The following is a 15890-nucleotide window of genomic DNA, read 5'->3' as shown; positions in this document are numbered from 1 at the left end:
GCAATTCACAAGCGTTGTTCTGGGAGGAAATCGTAATGTTCAAACTATTTACTTCATTGGCCGCCACAGCCGCCATTGCTCTCATCTCGGGTAGCGCCTTTGCGCAGGGTTATCCCGAACGCAGCATCACCATGGTCGTGCCGTTCGCGGCGGGCGGCCCAACCGATACCGTCACCAGACTTGTCGCCGAATCCATGTCGAAGGATCTCGGTCAGCAAATCATCGTGGAAAATGTCGGCGGAGCAGGTGGCACGCTCGGAGCCTCCCAGGTAGCGAAGGCAGACCCGGATGGATATACGCTGTTGCTGCATCACATTGGTATGGCAACCAGCGCCACGCTATATCGCAAGCTGCCCTATGACACGCTCAACGCCTTCGAATATGTGGGGCTGGTCACAGATGTTCCAATGACCATTGTGGCAAAGAAGGATTTCGAGCCGACTGATCTCAAAGGCCTTGTTGAATACGTCAAGGCAAATGCTGACAAGATCACCCTTGCGAATGCCGGTATTGGTGCAGCCTCCCATCTTTGCGGGATGCTGTTCATGAGTGAGATCAAGACGCCGCTGACAACTGTACCTTACAAAGGCACCGGTCCTGCCATGACAGATCTTCTGGGTGGTCAGGTGGATTTGATGTGCGACCAGACCACCAATACAACCAAACAGATCAAAGGCGGTACGATCAAAGCCTATGGAGTGACATCGGCCAAGAGACTCGATGCTCTTCCCGATCTTCCAACAGTCGCCGAAGCCGGCCTGCCGGGCATGCAGGTGGGCATTTGGCACGGCATTTACGCACCAAAGGGAACCCCTGCAGAGGTAACGCAGAAGCTTTCGGCATCTCTGCAAAAAGCGTTGAAAGACCCGAACATCATCGCTCGCTTTGCTGAACTGGGTACAGTGCCGTCAACTGATGCTGAAGCAACACCTGCAGGCCTGAAGACGAAGCTTGAAAGCGAAGTGACCCGCTGGAAGCCGGTCATTGAAGCGGCCGGTCAATACGCTGATTAGTAGATTGTGGGCCGGGAGTGGAGGAGCGCTTCTGGCCCTTTTATGTAGCGTCAAACGGCGACGGGGAACATATGAAAGATCTTAGTTTTAGTTTACGCGATTTGATCTGCGGCGTACTGTTCATATTCATAGGCCTTTTCTTTGCCATACAGGCATATGGCCTTGAAGTTGGCACTGCGCTCCGCATGGGACCAGGTTATTTCCCGTTTGTATTGGCTGGCGTCCTTATCCTTCTTGGCATTATCGTCGTCATTCAGGGCACTCAGCTACAGCATGAACCAATGGGCCCAATTGCATGGCGCGGTATGCTATTCATTTTGCCGGCGCCGATCTTGTTTGGCCTCACCGTCCGTGGGCTAGGCTTCGTGCCATCACTGTTTCTGACGGGACTGGTTGCAGCTTTTGCAAGTACGAAGATGCGCCCCGGAACCGCGCTCCTGTTGGTGGGCGGCCTGACATTATTCTCTGTAATCGTATTCAGTTATGCGCTCGGCCTGCCCTTCCGGCGTTTTGGCCCCTGGCTTGGGCAGTGAGGCCGCGATATGGATCTTCTCAATAATCTCGAACTCGGATTTGCAACTGCAGCTTCGCCCTACAACCTTTTGTTCTGCTTCACCGGGGTCATCCTCGGCACGCTTATCGGCGTGCTTCCGGGTATCGGTGCGACGGCGACGATCGCCATGCTTCTGCCAATTACCTTTCAGCTTGAGCCAGTGTCGTCACTTATCATGCTGGCGGGCATCTACTACGGCGCACAGTATGGCGGCTCAACCACCGCTATCCTCATCAACATGCCCGGAGAATCCTCGTCTGCAGTCACTGCTATCGATGGATATCAGATGGCGCGCAAGGGTCGCGCAGGAGCTGCACTTGCCATCGCAGCAATAGGTTCGTTCTTTGCCGGAACGGTGTCAACCATACTGGTTGCCGTGTTTGCTCCGCCGTTAACAGCTGTCGCTTTGAGATTCGGGTCACCGGAATATTTCTCGCTGATGATCGTCGGTCTCGTTTCCTCCGTCGCACTCGCCCATGGTTCCGTCGTCAAAGCACTCGGCATGGTGGTTCTTGGCCTGCTTCTCGGTCTCGTCGGGACAGACATTTATACCGGTACGCCTCGATTCAATCTCGGAATTCTCGAATTGTCTGACGGGTTGAATTTCGTAGCGCTTGCAGTCGGCGTGTTCGGTATTGCCGAAATCCTGCGGAACCTTGAAAACGAGCATGACCGCGATGTGATGATCAAAAAGGTAACCAATCTCTTGCCCACGCGACAGGATTGGAAGGAGATGACCGCACCGATCTTGCGTGGAACGGTAATTGGCTCCGCCCTCGGCATCTTGCCCGGTGGCGGAGCAATTCTTGCGTCGTTCGCATCCTATACGGTCGAGAAACGGATCTCGAATACGCCGGGCGAATTTGGCAAGGGCGCTGTCGCTGGGGTGGCAGGCCCTGAATCAGCCAACAATGCCGGCGCGCAAACATCGTTCATCCCGATGCTGACGCTTGGCATACCGGCCAATCCGGTCATGGCCTTGATGATCGGCGCCATGATCATTCAAGGTATCGTTCCTGGTCCCAACGTTGCCACCGAACAACCTGCCTTGTTCTGGGGGATCATTGCCTCCATGTGGATCGGAAATCTCATGTTGATTCTGCTTAACCTGCCGCTGATCGGGCTTTGGGTTAAGCTGTTGACCATTCCCTACTACATGTTGTTTCCAGCCATCATCGCCTTCTGTTCAATCGGCGTTTACAGCGTCAATTCCAATGTGTTCGATCTATATGCTGTAGCCTTCTTCGGTCTCATCGGTTACGGGCTGGCAAAACTCCGCTGCGAACCGGCGCCCCTGCTACTCGGCTTTGTGCTTGGACCGCTTTTGGAGGAGCATCTCCGCCGGGCCATGATCATGTCGCGCGGCGATCCCATGACCTTCCTCAATCGCCCTATCAGTCTTGGGCTCTTGTTACTCGCCGCAGCCGTTCTCGTGGTCGTGCTGCTGCCAAGCATCCGCAAGAAGCGCGACGAGGTTTTTGTCGAGGATTAAAGTGATAAAGCGGGCCTACTTTGCTGGAACGATGAAATAGCTCACTCGCGCTGACTGATCGGGGTAATATTTATAGGTGATATCCACCTGCTTGACGTCTGCTGGCGGCGCCGCGATACCGGCGCCGTTGAGTAAGCTTAACACAGCCGGGTTCATCCCCTCGCCGAACCAGACAAAAAGTGCCGGAAAGCGGATGCGTGACACGGCGTTCGGCATTTCCAGATGTACCGGAACGATTGAATTATCGAGAAGACGCAGATTCCCCGGCAATTGTGGGCCATTTGACACAACGGTCTGGTAAGTGCCCGCGGCGCGCGTCACGGCGAAAAGCTTCGCGTAGTCCAGCTGGCCAATGGAAGGAGCCTTACCGTCGCGAGCATACAGTATATTCACCGCCAATCCCGGAATTACGACCAGGCCGCAGATCGCACCGACAATCGCGAAGCGTTTCAACGGCAAGTCAGTTCGGATGTAGCGCCCCAAAAGCATTGCCAGATAGAGCGGGCTCAAGAACAGAACCGGCTGGAGCCAGCGATCTTTCACCTCGGCAGCACCGCTGATGAGGACACCGACAAAAACAGCCGCCAGCGCAAACAGCAAGGTTCGGCCTACGAATTTCTCCGCGTCATTCCAGGGACGTGGCGAGGAGATTTGTTCTGCCCGGCTTCGCCACCAGGCGATTGCAAAGAAAACCAGCGCTATTCCCGAAAAGAGAACGCCATTGAGAAAGAGCTTCCACTCGCCGTGAAGACGACTGATAACGAAATTACCGCCCTCACCTATTTCGAATTTATGTGAACGCGCCAGAAGGTTCTCTGTATGCGAAAGCGTCCACAAGCCCGTAGGCGCTATGGCCGCAATGAAGACAAGCAGCACCAGAATGCTCTTCCGCATCAAAAGAGCGGTTCGATATTCAGGAATGGAAAAGCCAGCCAAAATGAGCCCGATGAGGAAGAAGCTCGCGTTGAATTTTCCGAGTAGACCCGAAGCGAGGCCAAGCCCCAGCAGTACAGCAGAATGCCAGGAGCGAGATTTCATATGCCAGGCGAAGGCGAGAAATGCCCAAGCGCAGCCAGTGGTCCCCCCTACCGAGTGAGTCAATGTCCGTTGCGATTCCCACGCGATTTGAGGCAGCAGGAATATGCCTAGCATGCCAGCAGCAGCTACCGATTTAGACAGGCCGAGCAGACGCGCGCCGAAATAAACACTGATGAACGAACTTGCAAGCATACCGAACTTGACGAGATAAATGGTAAACATGCTGATTCCGAGGAGATTTCCAGCGATGCTGTTTATCCATGTATAAAGCGGCGCCTGCGACCCGCCGTATCCCCATTGCAGAGCACCGACATAGGCCAATTGCTCGGCGTCATCCACTCCCGCGCCATTTGAAATCATCGTCAGAAAAAAGACCTGGAACGCAAAATAGAGAAGAATCAGCAAGAGCGCCGGATTTCGCGACGCTACTTTGGTCAAACTTGCCAGCGGGAATTGAAATGGGATAGCGGACATAGCGGCTTCTTTTGCTTCAAAGAGCTCGCGTTCTAGTCCAGGTCGCAACCCAAATCCACCGAAGATGATACTTTAGTCGTAAAACGTTAGTTTGAGCTGATAATGGAACAGCCTAAAAGCAGCGTTTCCAAACGAATAAGGCATCACGCTGTAAAAGAGCGTTGACGGAACCGCCCGAACCGTCGAAAAGCATGGGCGCGCGGACGTGGTGAAATCGGTAGACACAACAGACTTAAAATCTGTCGGCCATAGGTCATGCGGGTTCAAGTCCCGCCGTCCGCACCAACGCTCTAGCACGCTCGACCCGACCTTTGCTCCTTCGCCTTTGCTGAGCGAAATGGCTTGCGACGATTCGTTTGGAGAATTACGGTCGCCTTCCCGCTAGGAGACTTTTTATGACTGATGAAGTTGTGACCGCAGCCATGCTGGCGATCGGCGATGAGTTGCTGTCAGGCCGGACAAAGGACAAGAACATAGGTCACCTGGCTGATATTCTTACAGCTATCGGGATCGATCTTGAAGAAGTCCGCATCGTTCCGGATGAAGAGGATCGCATTGTCGAAGCGCTGAATGCCCTGCGGGAACGTTATGAATACGTGTTCACGTCCGGCGGGATCGGACCAACGCACGACGACATAACGGCTGATGCAGTTGCAAAAGCGTTTGATGTGCCTTGTGAACACGACGCGGCAGCGATGAAACTCATGGGCGATAATTATGCAGCACGCGGGATGGAATTCACCGAAAGCCGCCAGCGCATGGCACGGATGCCACGCGGCTCGGCCCACATCGCCAATCCAGTTTCGACAGCACCCGGTTTCCATATCGGCAATGTCTACGTGATGGCAGGCGTCCCTTCGGTTTTTCAAGCTATGCTGGACAATGTGATTCCGACATTGAGAGTGGGTAAGAAGCTGTTGTCCCGTTCAGTGAACTGCCCATTTGGCGAAGGCGCGATTGCCGTTCCGCTGCGAAATATCCAGGCAATTCATCCAGATACGATCATCGGTTCTTATCCAAAATACGAAAACGGCAAATTCTCGACAGAACTGGTTATCAGGGCGCGCGAAGAAGAAAAACTTCTTGCGGCTGAATCAGCCGTCAAGGAGATGGTTGCAGATATCGCCACGCAATCTGCCCAATGAGCTGCCCTTGAATCAACGCAAGTTGTCCAAAATACAAAGCAACTATTGCGCGGAAGGCGTATAATGTTGCCTGATGCGTTCAAGGATGCAACAACCTATGGAGGCCAACATGGCATTTCGGACGATCATCGCTTTCATTCGCAGCGAGCGTGAAGCAAAGAAGGTTATAGGCGCCGCAAGGTTGATCGCTTCGTCCAGCGAGCGCACGCATATCATCGGCCTTTATACGATCCCCTCCCCGATTGTTTATGCCGATCCCACGGGTTTTGCCGACACGACATTGTTCGAAGCCCATGAACAGCGCCACAAGGAAAACTCCGAAGCGATTTCAGCTCTTTTTGGGGCGGAGATGTCGACTGGAACCATCTCCCATGAGTTCCGCATTGTACGATCCGAAAGCAGCAGCCCGTCCGCGGGTGTTACGCAAAGCGCCCTTCGAGCCGACATCATAATTGCCGGTCAACCTGATCCTGATGATCCAGATAGCGTCAACGACGTCACCGATCCGCTCGTCATGGAAAGCGGCAGACCTGTTCTGTTTGTCCCTTACAAAACGAAATTGCCGGAAAAGATCGATCGTGTCGTTGTTGCCTTCAACGGCAAGCGCGAAGCATCGCGCGCCGCATTCGATTCACTCCCGTTACTGCTCAAGGCTGAAAGTGTCGATATCGTCTGGGTCGATCCAAAGAAATCCAACGATCCGAATGTCGACATCCCTGGAACACCGCTTTCTGACGCACTTCGCCGCCATGGGGTGAATGTCCATCCCCACACAATCAATTCGAACTCTGAATCTGCCGACAAGGTACTGCGACGCTGGATTGCGGACAACAATGCGTCATTGTTCGTGATGGGGGCTTATAGCCAGTCCCGCTTAAAGGAATGGGTCTTCGGCGGTGTAACCAGCTCTATAATGGCCGATATGCCCTGCTTGACATTGATGTCGCGCTGAACAGGCCGCAATAATCACATTTTTCTTGTCGGAACAGATCGCGGACAACGCAACCGGCTTGCCAGCGGCTTGCTTTTACCGCTATTGCGAGATGCATTCCTGGCGGATTTTCCGCTACATTGCATTTTTCTGATGGAGTGCGCGCCATGTCCCTTCCCGACAAAGCTTTTCCGGTCTCCTGGGACCAGTTTCATAGGGACGCCCGCGCATTGGCCTGGCGAGTTGCCGGCATGCAGCGTGAATGGCGCGCCATGGTCGCAATTACGCGCGGTGGATTGGTTCCGGCTGCCATTATCTGTCGCGAGCTTGGCATCCGCATGATCGAGACGGTGTGCATTGCCTCCTACCACGACTATGACGAGCAAGGCGAACTCAAGGTCCTGAAGAATGTTGATCCACGGCTTCTCGAGAACGAAGGCGAAGGCATTCTGGTCGTTGATGACCTGACCGATACAGGTAAGACCGCCGCCATCGTGCGCGCAATGATGCCCAAAGCGCATTTTGCCACCGTTTATGCCAAACCCAAGGGGCGCCCGCTCATCGACACGTTCGTAACGGAAGTCTCACAGGATACGTGGATCTATTTCCCATGGGACATGGGCCTGACCTACCAGGAACCGATTACCAAGGGCCATGGCGGATAACGGTTCTAAAGCCAACCGCTCTTCCGGAACCGCCAGAATAGCGTCAAGCATACAAGTCCGATCGCTCCCAACACCCAATAGTACCCATTGGGAGAATCGAGCTCCGGCATGTGCTTGAAATTCATGCCGTATATACCAGCAATAGCTGTCGGCACGGCCAATATCGCCGCCCAAGAGGCCAAGCGCTTGGAAATGACCGTTTCCTGACTTTGGCCAACGAGCAGACTGGCTTCGAAGGCAAAGGCTAAAACCTCACGTAAACCGTCGATCTTCTCCTGAACCGTGCGGACATGATCGGTGACGTCTCTGAAATGAGGCTGCATCGCTGCTTGGATCTGGGGCAGATCTGTATTGCTTAGTCGTCCGCATACATCGACAAGCGGTCCAATCGCGTTGCGCAGGCGCAAAAGATCACGGCGCAGCATGTACAGGCGTTCGATATCGCTGCTGGTCATGGGTTTCGCAAGTACGCGATCCTCGATCGATTCCACTTCATCATGAATCGATTCCAGCACAGGCATGTAGTTGTCGACTATAAAATCCAGGATTGCGTAGAGGATAAAATCTTCGCCTTTCGCAAGCGCATAAGGTGACGTCTCCCAATGTTTGCGGACGGCCGCATAAGACGTCGAGGCTCCATGACGAACACTCACGATATATCCCTTGCCAAGGAAAACATGCGTTTCGCCAAACTCGACACGGCCATCGGTCAGTTGTGCCGTGCGCGCCACGATGAAAATCGCATCACCGTATTGCTCAAGCTTCGGACGCTGATGAGCGTGTTCCGCATCCTCAATAGCCAAGCTATGCAGGCCGAATTGCTTTTGAACCCGCTGCAGAACTTCCCCGTCCGGCTCTAACAACCCGATCCAGACTACGTGTCCTTCCTTATGAGCCCACATTCCAGCTTCATCGATCGAGATGTCTGCTATGCGTTGGCCGTTGGCGTAGACACATGACGCTACGACACTGACGTTTTCATCCTCTGCTGAACCTGCAGCACCGAAAGGCCGAGCCTCTTCAAACGACGGTCTGGAAGATGTCATTGTCCCTCCCACTTTTCGCACAGGTTATCCCTTGTGGTCCAACCTTTCCAGTTATCCGTTAGTCGGGCGTTGGCGGTGCAGGTTCCAATCCAATGTGCTTTTTTTGCACTGCTGTTCAAAAAATGTCATAAGTCGCATATATGCAGCAAACTGTAGCTAGAGAACGATTGCACATTATTCGAATCGGTTCACACTTGCTGAAAACAAGCTGAAATGAGCGGAATATTGAACGTAACCTATCAAAACGAAATCGTAACGGACAAGCGGATCGAAATGCCGGATGGCAGGATTTGTCAGGTCGCTGCGCTCGTTTATCGTCTGAAGAAAAAACGACCTGAGATATTGTTGATCACGAGTCGCGGAACCGGCCGCTGGGTCCTGCCCAAGGGGTGGCCGCAGGTCGGCAAGACGTTCGCCCAGTCTGCGCAAAGGGAGGCGTATGAAGAAGCCGGCGTGCGCGGCGATATGGCGCCCTTTTCCATTGGTACGTACACATACGAAAAACATGATGTGTGTGACGGTGAATGCGGCGATTTCATCGTTGATGTTTTTCCTATGCATTTTTCGCAGCAGGAAAAGAACTGGCCTGAGCGCGGTGAACGCCGGCTCGATTGGGTAAGCATCGACGAGGCTGCTCAGCGCGTGGAAGAACCCGGATTGAAAAGCCTTCTGGCAAGCTTTGATCTTGGGACTTTAGCCGATCACTAAGCGTCGCAGCGTTTAGAATGCGCTTCCATCTCAATTGAACCTATTCATTTTCCCCAGCGTGATGGCCTTGCCCTGAAACCATTGGCGCGTCGCTAGCCAGCAAATCCCCAAGGGTTTCTCCCCGTTATCCACATATGTGACACACAAGATATTGCGGTCACAAATATGTAAAAAACTATGACTTGACGCTTGCACGCGAGTCATTTTTTATGGTGAGCGATGTTGCGTTGGTGGCGTCACCGGAGCGTCTGTAACCGGCCCTTTTCCAGTTTATACAGTGTTTGCCAGTGCTTGCACCCTATGGTGCGTGCGAGCGATGAGCTATTTCCGATCGGGAAAACGGTTCCAGATAGACAGAATATTTTGTTGGGTAAATGGCTAATTAACACTATATTTAGTGTTTACAGGCAGAATATTCACCAGATAATGTGACAGTCCTTAAAGGATAAGAATCACACAGCAGGCGTCAAAAAGAAGGGCCACCAAGCCCAAAAACGACGCGGGGAACCGCGTCTATAAGGGCGAAGGTGTAGCGACCGTTTTCAGCGATTGAAATCGGTCAGGGCGGAATTGTGTCCAAGCGCGCACAACCCTTCACACGGCGCCCGATGGATACTATATATAGAGACGAGGACGAGAGAGATGCGGATCGAACGGCGTTTTACCAAAGAGAATCAATCAGCCTATGCGGAGATCGAATTTCGCGTAGCGACGAGTGAGATCAAAAACCCGGACGGATCTGTCGTGTTCCGCCTGGAGAATATCGACGTGCCGGCCCAGTTCAGCCAGGTAGCCGCAGATATTCTGGCACAGAAGTATTTCCGCAAGGCAGGTGTGCCCGCCAAATTGAAGAAGGTTGAAGAAAATTCTGTCCCTTCCTGGCTGTGGCGTTCCGTTGCCGATGAAGAAGCCTTGGCTGCGTTGCCTACCGAGGAACGCTACGGCTCCGAGATGGATGCGCGCCAGGTCTTCGATCGTCTTGCCGGCACCTGGACTTATTGGGGCTGGAAGGGCAAGTATTTCGATAGCGAAGCCGATGCCCTCGCCTTCCGCGACGAGCTTGCCTACATGCTCGCCACCCAGCGCGTTGCGCCTAACTCGCCGCAATGGTTCAATACAGGCTTGCATTGGGCTTATGGTATCGATGGTCCAGGTCAGGGTCACTATTATGTTGATTCGGACACCGGCAAGCTGACCAAGTCCAAATCTTCTTATGAACATCCGCAACCGCATGCTTGCTTCATCCAGTCTGTCGCGGACGATCTGGTAAACGAAGGCGGCATCATGGACCTTTGGGTTCGCGAAGCACGGCTGTTCAAATATGGTTCCGGCACGGGTTCGAATTTCTCGTATCTGCGTGGCGAAGGCGAAAAACTGTCTGGTGGCGGTCGTTCCTCCGGTCTCATGTCCTTCCTGAAAATTGGTGATCGCGCTGCCGGCGCCATCAAATCGGGCGGCACGACGCGCCGTGCCGCCAAGATGGTTGTCGTTGACGTGGACCACCCTGATATCGAGGAATATATCGATTGGAAGGTAAAGGAAGAGCAGAAGGTTGCAGCTCTCGTCACCGGTTCCAAGATCGTCAAGCAGCATCTCGCTGCCATCATGAAGGCTTGCGTCAATTGCGAAGCCGACAATGGCGACTGCTACGAGCCAACCAAAAATCCCGCGCTGAAGCGTGAGATCAAGGCCGCGAAGAAAAATCAGGTTCCAGAAAATTATATCCAGCGCGTCATCCAGTTTGCCAAGCAAGGCTACACGGATATCGACTTCAAGACCTATGATACCGACTGGGATTCAGAGGCTTATCTGACCGTTGCCGGTCAGAACTCCAATAATTCCGTCTCACTCAAGGACGAGTTCCTGCGCGCTGTCGAAAATGACGGCAACTGGAACCTGACCGCCCGAAAGGACGGCAGGGTAATGAAGACGTTGAAGGCACGCGAACTTTGGGAAAAGATCGGTTATGCCGCTTGGGCATCGGCTGATCCAGGCTTGCACTTCAATACCACGATGAATGACTGGCACACCTGCCCGGCTGCTGGTCCGATCCGCGCGTCCAACCCATGCTCGGAATATATGTTCCTGGACGATACGGCTTGCAATCTGGCCTCGATCAACCTCCTGACCTATCGCGGCAAGGACGGCAAGATCGATGTTGCCGGCTTTGAGCATTCCGCTCGTCTGTGGACGATCGTACTCGAGATTTCCGTGATGATGGCGCAGTTCCCCTCCAAGGAAATTGCCAAGCTCTCCTATGAGTATCGCACGCTCGGTCTGGGTTACGCCAATATTGGCGGCCTGCTGATGACTTCGGGTATCCCCTATGACAGCGCCGAAGGCCGTGCGATCGGCGGTGCACTTACTGCGATTATGACCGGCACCGCCTATGCTACATCCGCCGAGATGGCAAAAGAACTTGGTGCGTTCAATGGCTATGCCCCGAATGCTGCCAACATGCTGCGCGTCATCCGCAACCATCGCCGCGCCGCGCATGGCGAAAACCAGGGCTATGAAGGCCTCGCTGTAAATCCTGTCGCTTTGATTGCAGCTGACTGCCCGGATCAGGACCTGATCACACATGCAAAGGCAGCATGGGACAAGGCACTGAAGCTTGGCGAAAAGCATGGCTACCGTAACGCGCAAGCTACAGTTATCGCGCCGACAGGTACGATCGGCCTCGTCATGGACTGTGATACGACAGGCATCGAGCCGGACTTTGCGCTGGTCAAGTTCAAGAAGCTGGCCGGCGGCGGCTACTTCAAGATCATCAATCGTGCTGTGCCCGAAGCTCTACGCACCTTGGGCTACTCGGAAAGCCAGATCGCCGAGATCGAAGCTTACGCTGTTGGTCATGGCAATCTCAACCAGGCGCCTGGCATCAACCCCGGTTCGCTGAAAGCCAAAGGATTCACCGACGAGATCATTGCCTCGCTTAACACTGCTTTGAAGTCGGCCTTTGACATCAAATTCGCAGTCAACAAGTGGACGATTGGCGAAGCGTTCGCCAGGGATGTTCTCGGTTTCACTGACGAGCAGCTCAACGATATTTCCTTCGAGATCCTGCCGGCACTCGGCTTCTCCAAGAAGGAAATCGAGGCCGCCAACATCCACATTTGTGGCGCGATGACACTTGAAGGTGCTCCTTTCCTCAAGGAAGAGCATTACCCGGTTTTCGATTGTGCCAATCCTTGCGGCAAGATCGGCAAGCGTTATCTTTCCGTTGACAGCCACATCCGCATGATGGCGGCCGCCCAGCCGTTCATCTCCGGCGCGATTTCCAAGACCATCAATATGGCAAATGAGGCGACTGTCGAGGATTGCAAATCCGCTTATATGCTCTCCTGGAAGCTGGCACTGAAAGCCAATGCGCTCTACCGCGACGGATCCAAGCTCTCGCAGCCGCTCAATTCTTCGTTGCTCGCCGATGATGACGAGGATGAAGACGATGCAATCGGGGCGTTGATCGAAGCGCCAGCGGCTGCCCGTGCCGTTCAGGTCACCGAAAAGATCGTAGAGCGTATTGTCGAACGCTATGTTCATGATCGTGAGAAGTTGCCGAACCGCCGTAAGGGTTATACCCAGAAGGCAGTCGTTGGCGGCCACAAGGTCTATCTGCGGACGGGTGAGTTCGACGATGGCCGTCTCGGCGAAATTTTCATCGACATGCACAAGGAAGGCGCCGCCTTCCGGGCAATGATGAACAACTTCGCCATCGCCATTTCGCTGGGGCTGCAATACGGCGTGCCGTTGGAGGAATATGTGGAGGCTTTCACCTTCACGAAATTCGAACCGGCAGGCATGGTTCAGGGCAATGATGCAATCAAGAACGCTACGTCGATCCTTGACTACCTGTTCCGCGAACTGGCTGTTTCCTATCTCGATCGCCATGATCTTGCCCATGTCGACCAGTCCGACTTCTCCAATACCTCGCTTGGCCGCGGTATTTCCGAAGGCAAAGCGGAACCGGTCTCCAAGGGTCTGACACGCGGTGCTTCGCTGAAGGTGGTTTCGCCCAACAAGGCTGATCCCAAGGGTTTTAGCAGCGCAGGGGGAACAGGCGCCGTTAACGCGCCGAAGGCAACTGCGTCATCAAATGTCACGACCCTCGCCAGCCGTACTGTAACTGCGATCGCTGCAAAACCAACGATTGCAGTGGTCAGCCAGGAATCGACAGCCTTCAAGCGCGACTATGAGGAGCGTGCAAAGGATCAGGCAGAAGCAACTCCGGCGTCTGCCCTGTTCGAGGACACGGATGCAGAAGCCGCAGCTGAGGAAGCCAAAGCCGAAGCAAAGAAGGTGATGTCGGATCGCCGCATCAAATCGATGATGCAGGGCTATACGGGCGACAGTTGCTCGGAATGCTCGAACTTCACGATGGTCCGTAATGGGACGTGCTTGAAGTGCGACACCTGTGGAAATACTTCCGGGTGCAGTTGAGCCTCGGATAAGTAGTTTCCCCGAGCAGCAATAGGGGCTCGCCAAATCACTGAGCGATATCGAGAGTTCGATATCGCTCAGTTTGGTTTAAGCATCAGATCCTCGTGTACATCTTTCTGCGCATTGCTATAGATAAATGCGACAGTCCAACGGTGCGGTCACGACGATGGGTCCATCTTCAAGTAAAAATTTGAAAACAGTTTTGCGTATCGATTTTCCGGACAATGAGAAAATCGGTCGTGGAAAGATGCAGTTGCTCGAGCATATTCGTGAAACGGGCTCTATTTCAGCCGCTGGTCGCGCCATGGATATGTCGTACCGTCGCGCCTGGCTCCTGGTCAGTGCAATGAACGCCATGTTCTCCCAACCGGTCGTGGACTCTCAGCGCGGTGGCAAACAAGGCGGCGGCGCCGCGGTGACCGAATTCGGCGAGAAATTGCTCAGCCGCTTTCGTACAATGGAAGAGAAAATCGAAACTGCAGTTGCGTCAGATATTGCCTGGCTTGATGCCAATCGCAGCAAAAGCACATCCTCGGCATCCGAGGCTGATATCAGTAAGGCTCCAACGCGACGGTCTTGATAATCGCAAAGACCAGCACGCCCGGCCGCAGACCAAGCCTTCCGCAGGATAACTCAGTAATGCGTGCCAGGATTATCGTTCCCTCGCAATCAACTTGAACATCGACTATGCCCGATTCGAAGGTGATCGCGCTTACGGTCCCTTCGAGAATATTGAGCGCACTTAACTGTTCAGGTCGAATCGTCGAAAGCATCACATCCTTGGCAAGGATTTGAACGCGAACGCCCTTTCCTACCGCAACCTCCGTTCCTGAAACATAAATTTTGGATGTTTGGAACCCGATGGTCGTCAGCTTGTGCTTTGGATCGTAATTCACGACCTTCCCCTCCACCAATGAACCTGCTTCGCGGCGATCGGTCGCGATTGAAATTGAGGTTTGGCTCAAGACATCAGCTGCGGTGCTGGCCATTGCCACCTTGCCTTCGCTCATAACAATGACACGATCGGCAAGACGTGCCACTTCTGACACCGAGTGGCTCACATAAATGATCGGGATATTCATTTCATCGCGTAGAGCTTCAAGATAGGGAAGGATTTCGATCTTCCTTGTATCATCGAGCGCCGCTAGCGGTTCGTCCATAAGGAGCATGCGTGGCGACGACAACAAGGCACGGCCGATCGCGACACGCTGCTTTTCTCCGCCTGACAGTTTGCCCGGACGCCGGTCCAAAATAGCGCCTATACCAAGAAGGTCGACAATCTTCGACAAATCGTCCGAGCGTCGTGATGTCGGAGTAAACCAGCGGCCGTAGTTGAGATTCTGCTGAACTGTCAGGTGGGGAAAAAGCCGACCCTCCTGAAATACATATCCGAAACAGCGCTTGTGCTTGGGAACGAATATTCTCTTCTTCGTATCAACCAGAACGTCGCCGTCAAAAACGACCCTGCCCTGGTCCGGCCGTGAAAGGCCCGCGATAATGCGGATGATCGATGTTTTTCCCGAACCTGAACGTCCAAACAACGCCGTGACGCCGCGGTCGGACGTGAAGGCGGCGTCAAGTACGAATTTTCCAAGCGTATGTTTTGCTTCAAAAGTCAGGGTCATTCGATGTCAACCCTGCGTCCGACAAGGTAGCCCATGAATTCGGAAGCCATCAAAGCGGCCATGGAGATGATGACTGATATGATGGTCAGGCGGAAGGCACCTGCGTCACCGCCCGGCACCTGTGTGAAAGTGTAGATTGCAGCCGAAAGCGTCTGCGTTTCCCCTGGGATATTGGAAACGAAAGTTATCGTCGCACCAAATTCGCCCATTGCCTTGGCAAACGAAAGAATCATGCCGGCGATGATGCCTGGCAGGATGAGCGGCAAAGTGACCGTCGCGAATACCCATAGCGGACTTGCACCAAGCGTGCCCGCGGCATCTTCGAGACTTCGGTCTACCGCTTCTATGGATAGGCGGATGCTGCGAACCATCAATGGGAATCCCATCACCCCGCAGGCCAGTGCGGCGCCGGTCCAGCGGAACGATAGAACGATATCGAAATGTTCGGCCAGAAACGCTCCGATCGGGCCACGTCGACCAAAGAGTATGAGAAGAATAAAGCCGGTGACAACGGGAGGAAGAATCAAAGGAAGATGGACGAGGCCATTGAGGATGGATTTGCCCCAGAACTTGCCTCGTGCCAGCAACAGACCAACGAGAACGCCGAGAGGCAGACTTGTAAGCATCGCGACGAACGCGATTCGAAGGCTAAGATGGACCGCAGTCCATTCTTCATCGCTCAGTGAGAACCAATCCACGAATGTCAGCCCCGCATCATGTGTGTAGTAAGTCTCCCGCAGCACCAGACGCGGAAGCGGGT

Annotated in this window: 13 protein-coding genes and 1 tRNA gene; 10 read left to right on the top strand and 4 right to left on the bottom strand. The window is 53.9% G+C overall.

Annotation, left to right across the window (positions count from 1 at the left end; all coding sequences use genetic code 11):
* Positions 1-35: 35 nt before the first annotated feature.
* The 3 genes from C7476_RS05750 to C7476_RS05740 all read left to right on the top strand — a co-directional run bounded on the left by C7476_RS05750 (position 36) and on the right by C7476_RS05740 (position 3058).
* Positions 36-1013, top strand: a complete 978-nt coding sequence (locus C7476_RS05750) for a tripartite tricarboxylate transporter substrate binding protein BugD (protein WP_114428922.1) — start codon at positions 36-38, stop codon at positions 1011-1013.
* Positions 1014-1084: 71 nt separating this feature from the next.
* The gene (locus C7476_RS05745; protein WP_114428921.1) at positions 1085-1546 is read left to right on the top strand and encodes a tripartite tricarboxylate transporter TctB family protein; all 462 of its coding nucleotides are present in this window, start codon (positions 1085-1087) and stop codon (positions 1544-1546) included.
* Between the two features lie 9 nt (positions 1547-1555).
* Entirely contained in the window at positions 1556-3058 is a 1503-nt protein-coding gene (locus C7476_RS05740) for a tripartite tricarboxylate transporter permease (RefSeq protein WP_114428920.1), read from the top strand.
* A gap of 15 nt (positions 3059-3073) precedes the next feature.
* On the opposite strand, the gene C7476_RS05735 is transcribed toward C7476_RS05740, so the two are convergent.
* Positions 3074-4570 carry a glycosyltransferase family 39 protein gene (locus C7476_RS05735; protein ID WP_114428919.1) on the bottom strand — a complete coding sequence of 499 codons (1497 nt, stop codon included), beginning with the start codon at positions 4568-4570 and terminating at the stop codon, positions 3074-3076.
* Positions 4571-4769: 199 nt separating this feature from the next.
* Between C7476_RS05735 and C7476_RS05730 the strand changes: the two genes are divergently transcribed.
* From C7476_RS05730 to gpt, 4 genes are all read left to right on the top strand, one after another.
* A tRNA-Leu gene (locus C7476_RS05730) sits at positions 4770-4855 on the top strand.
* A gap of 110 nt (positions 4856-4965) precedes the next feature.
* A complete protein-coding gene (locus tag C7476_RS05725) occupies positions 4966-5715 on the top strand; it encodes a competence/damage-inducible protein A (protein ID WP_114428918.1) in 750 nt (249 codons plus the stop codon).
* 109 nt (positions 5716-5824) lie between these two features.
* Complete coding sequence (locus tag C7476_RS05720; RefSeq protein ID WP_147274618.1) at positions 5825-6667, top strand: universal stress protein; 843 nt, start codon at positions 5825-5827, stop codon at positions 6665-6667.
* Positions 6668-6813: 146 nt separating this feature from the next.
* Entirely contained in the window at positions 6814-7311 is a 498-nt protein-coding gene (gpt, locus tag C7476_RS05715) for a xanthine phosphoribosyltransferase (protein ID WP_114428916.1), read from the top strand.
* Positions 7312-7316: 5 nt separating this feature from the next.
* On the opposite strand, the gene C7476_RS05710 is transcribed toward gpt, so the two are convergent.
* Complete coding sequence (locus tag C7476_RS05710; RefSeq protein WP_114428915.1) at positions 7317-8357, bottom strand: magnesium and cobalt transport protein CorA; 1041 nt, start codon at positions 8355-8357, stop codon at positions 7317-7319.
* Positions 8358-8570: 213 nt separating this feature from the next.
* Between C7476_RS05710 and C7476_RS05705 the strand changes: the two genes are divergently transcribed.
* From C7476_RS05705 to C7476_RS05695, 3 genes are all read left to right on the top strand, one after another.
* The gene (locus tag C7476_RS05705) at positions 8571-9065 is read left to right on the top strand and encodes an NUDIX hydrolase (protein WP_114428914.1); all 495 of its coding nucleotides are present in this window, start codon (positions 8571-8573) and stop codon (positions 9063-9065) included.
* Positions 9066-9707: 642 nt separating this feature from the next.
* Positions 9708-13505 carry a vitamin B12-dependent ribonucleotide reductase gene (locus tag C7476_RS05700; protein WP_114428913.1) on the top strand — a complete coding sequence of 1266 codons (3798 nt, stop codon included), beginning with the start codon at positions 9708-9710 and terminating at the stop codon, positions 13503-13505.
* 166 nt (positions 13506-13671) lie between these two features.
* Positions 13672-14085 (top strand): winged helix-turn-helix domain-containing protein, encoded by a 414-nt coding sequence (locus C7476_RS05695; protein WP_114429046.1) that lies wholly within the window; start codon positions 13672-13674, stop codon positions 14083-14085.
* Here the strand turns inward: C7476_RS05695 and modC are convergent.
* Together modC and modB are read right to left on the bottom strand one after the other, a co-directional pair.
* On the bottom strand, positions 14057-15130 hold the full coding sequence (gene modC / locus C7476_RS05690) for a molybdenum ABC transporter ATP-binding protein (protein ID WP_114428912.1): 1074 nt from the start codon (positions 15128-15130) through the stop codon (positions 14057-14059). The genes C7476_RS05695 and modC overlap by 29 nt on opposite strands.
* Positions 15127-15828, bottom strand: a complete 702-nt coding sequence (gene modB, locus C7476_RS05685; protein ID WP_114429045.1) for a molybdate ABC transporter permease subunit — start codon at positions 15826-15828, stop codon at positions 15127-15129. The genes modC and modB overlap by 4 nt, the downstream gene beginning before the upstream one ends.
* Between the last annotated feature and the right edge of the window lie 62 nt (positions 15829-15890).

Origin of the sequence: Phyllobacterium bourgognense, from assembly GCF_003337575.1 — a bacterium.
Classification (GTDB): Bacteria; Pseudomonadota; Alphaproteobacteria; order Rhizobiales; family Rhizobiaceae; genus Phyllobacterium; species Phyllobacterium bourgognense.
Note: the sequence above shows the minus strand (reverse complement) of the source record. Positions and strands in the feature narration are given on the sequence as shown.

What these genes read in the sequence shown, in the direction of transcription:
- C7476_RS05750 (WP_114428922.1), top strand. Translation starts at nt 36, where the DNA reads ATGTTCAAACTATTTACTTCATTGGCCGCCACAGCCGCCATTGCTCTC.
- C7476_RS05745 (WP_114428921.1), top strand. Translation starts at nt 1,085, where the DNA reads ATGAAAGATCTTAGTTTTAGTTTACGCGATTTGATCTGCGGCGTACTG.
- C7476_RS05740 (WP_114428920.1), top strand. Translation starts at nt 1,556, where the DNA reads ATGGATCTTCTCAATAATCTCGAACTCGGATTTGCAACTGCAGCTTCG.
- C7476_RS05735 (WP_114428919.1), bottom strand. Translation starts at nt 4,570, where the DNA reads ATGTCCGCTATCCCATTTCAATTCCCGCTGGCAAGTTTGACCAAAGTA.
- C7476_RS05725 (WP_114428918.1), top strand. Translation starts at nt 4,966, where the DNA reads ATGACTGATGAAGTTGTGACCGCAGCCATGCTGGCGATCGGCGATGAG.
- C7476_RS05720 (WP_147274618.1), top strand. Translation starts at nt 5,825, where the DNA reads ATGGCATTTCGGACGATCATCGCTTTCATTCGCAGCGAGCGTGAAGCA.
- gpt (WP_114428916.1), top strand. Translation starts at nt 6,814, where the DNA reads ATGTCCCTTCCCGACAAAGCTTTTCCGGTCTCCTGGGACCAGTTTCAT.
- C7476_RS05710 (WP_114428915.1), bottom strand. Translation starts at nt 8,357, where the DNA reads ATGACATCTTCCAGACCGTCGTTTGAAGAGGCTCGGCCTTTCGGTGCT.
- C7476_RS05705 (WP_114428914.1), top strand. Translation starts at nt 8,571, where the DNA reads ATGAGCGGAATATTGAACGTAACCTATCAAAACGAAATCGTAACGGAC.
- C7476_RS05700 (WP_114428913.1), top strand. Translation starts at nt 9,708, where the DNA reads ATGCGGATCGAACGGCGTTTTACCAAAGAGAATCAATCAGCCTATGCG.
- C7476_RS05695 (WP_114429046.1), top strand. Translation starts at nt 13,672, where the DNA reads ATGGGTCCATCTTCAAGTAAAAATTTGAAAACAGTTTTGCGTATCGAT.
- modC (WP_114428912.1), bottom strand. Translation starts at nt 15,130, where the DNA reads ATGACCCTGACTTTTGAAGCAAAACATACGCTTGGAAAATTCGTACTT.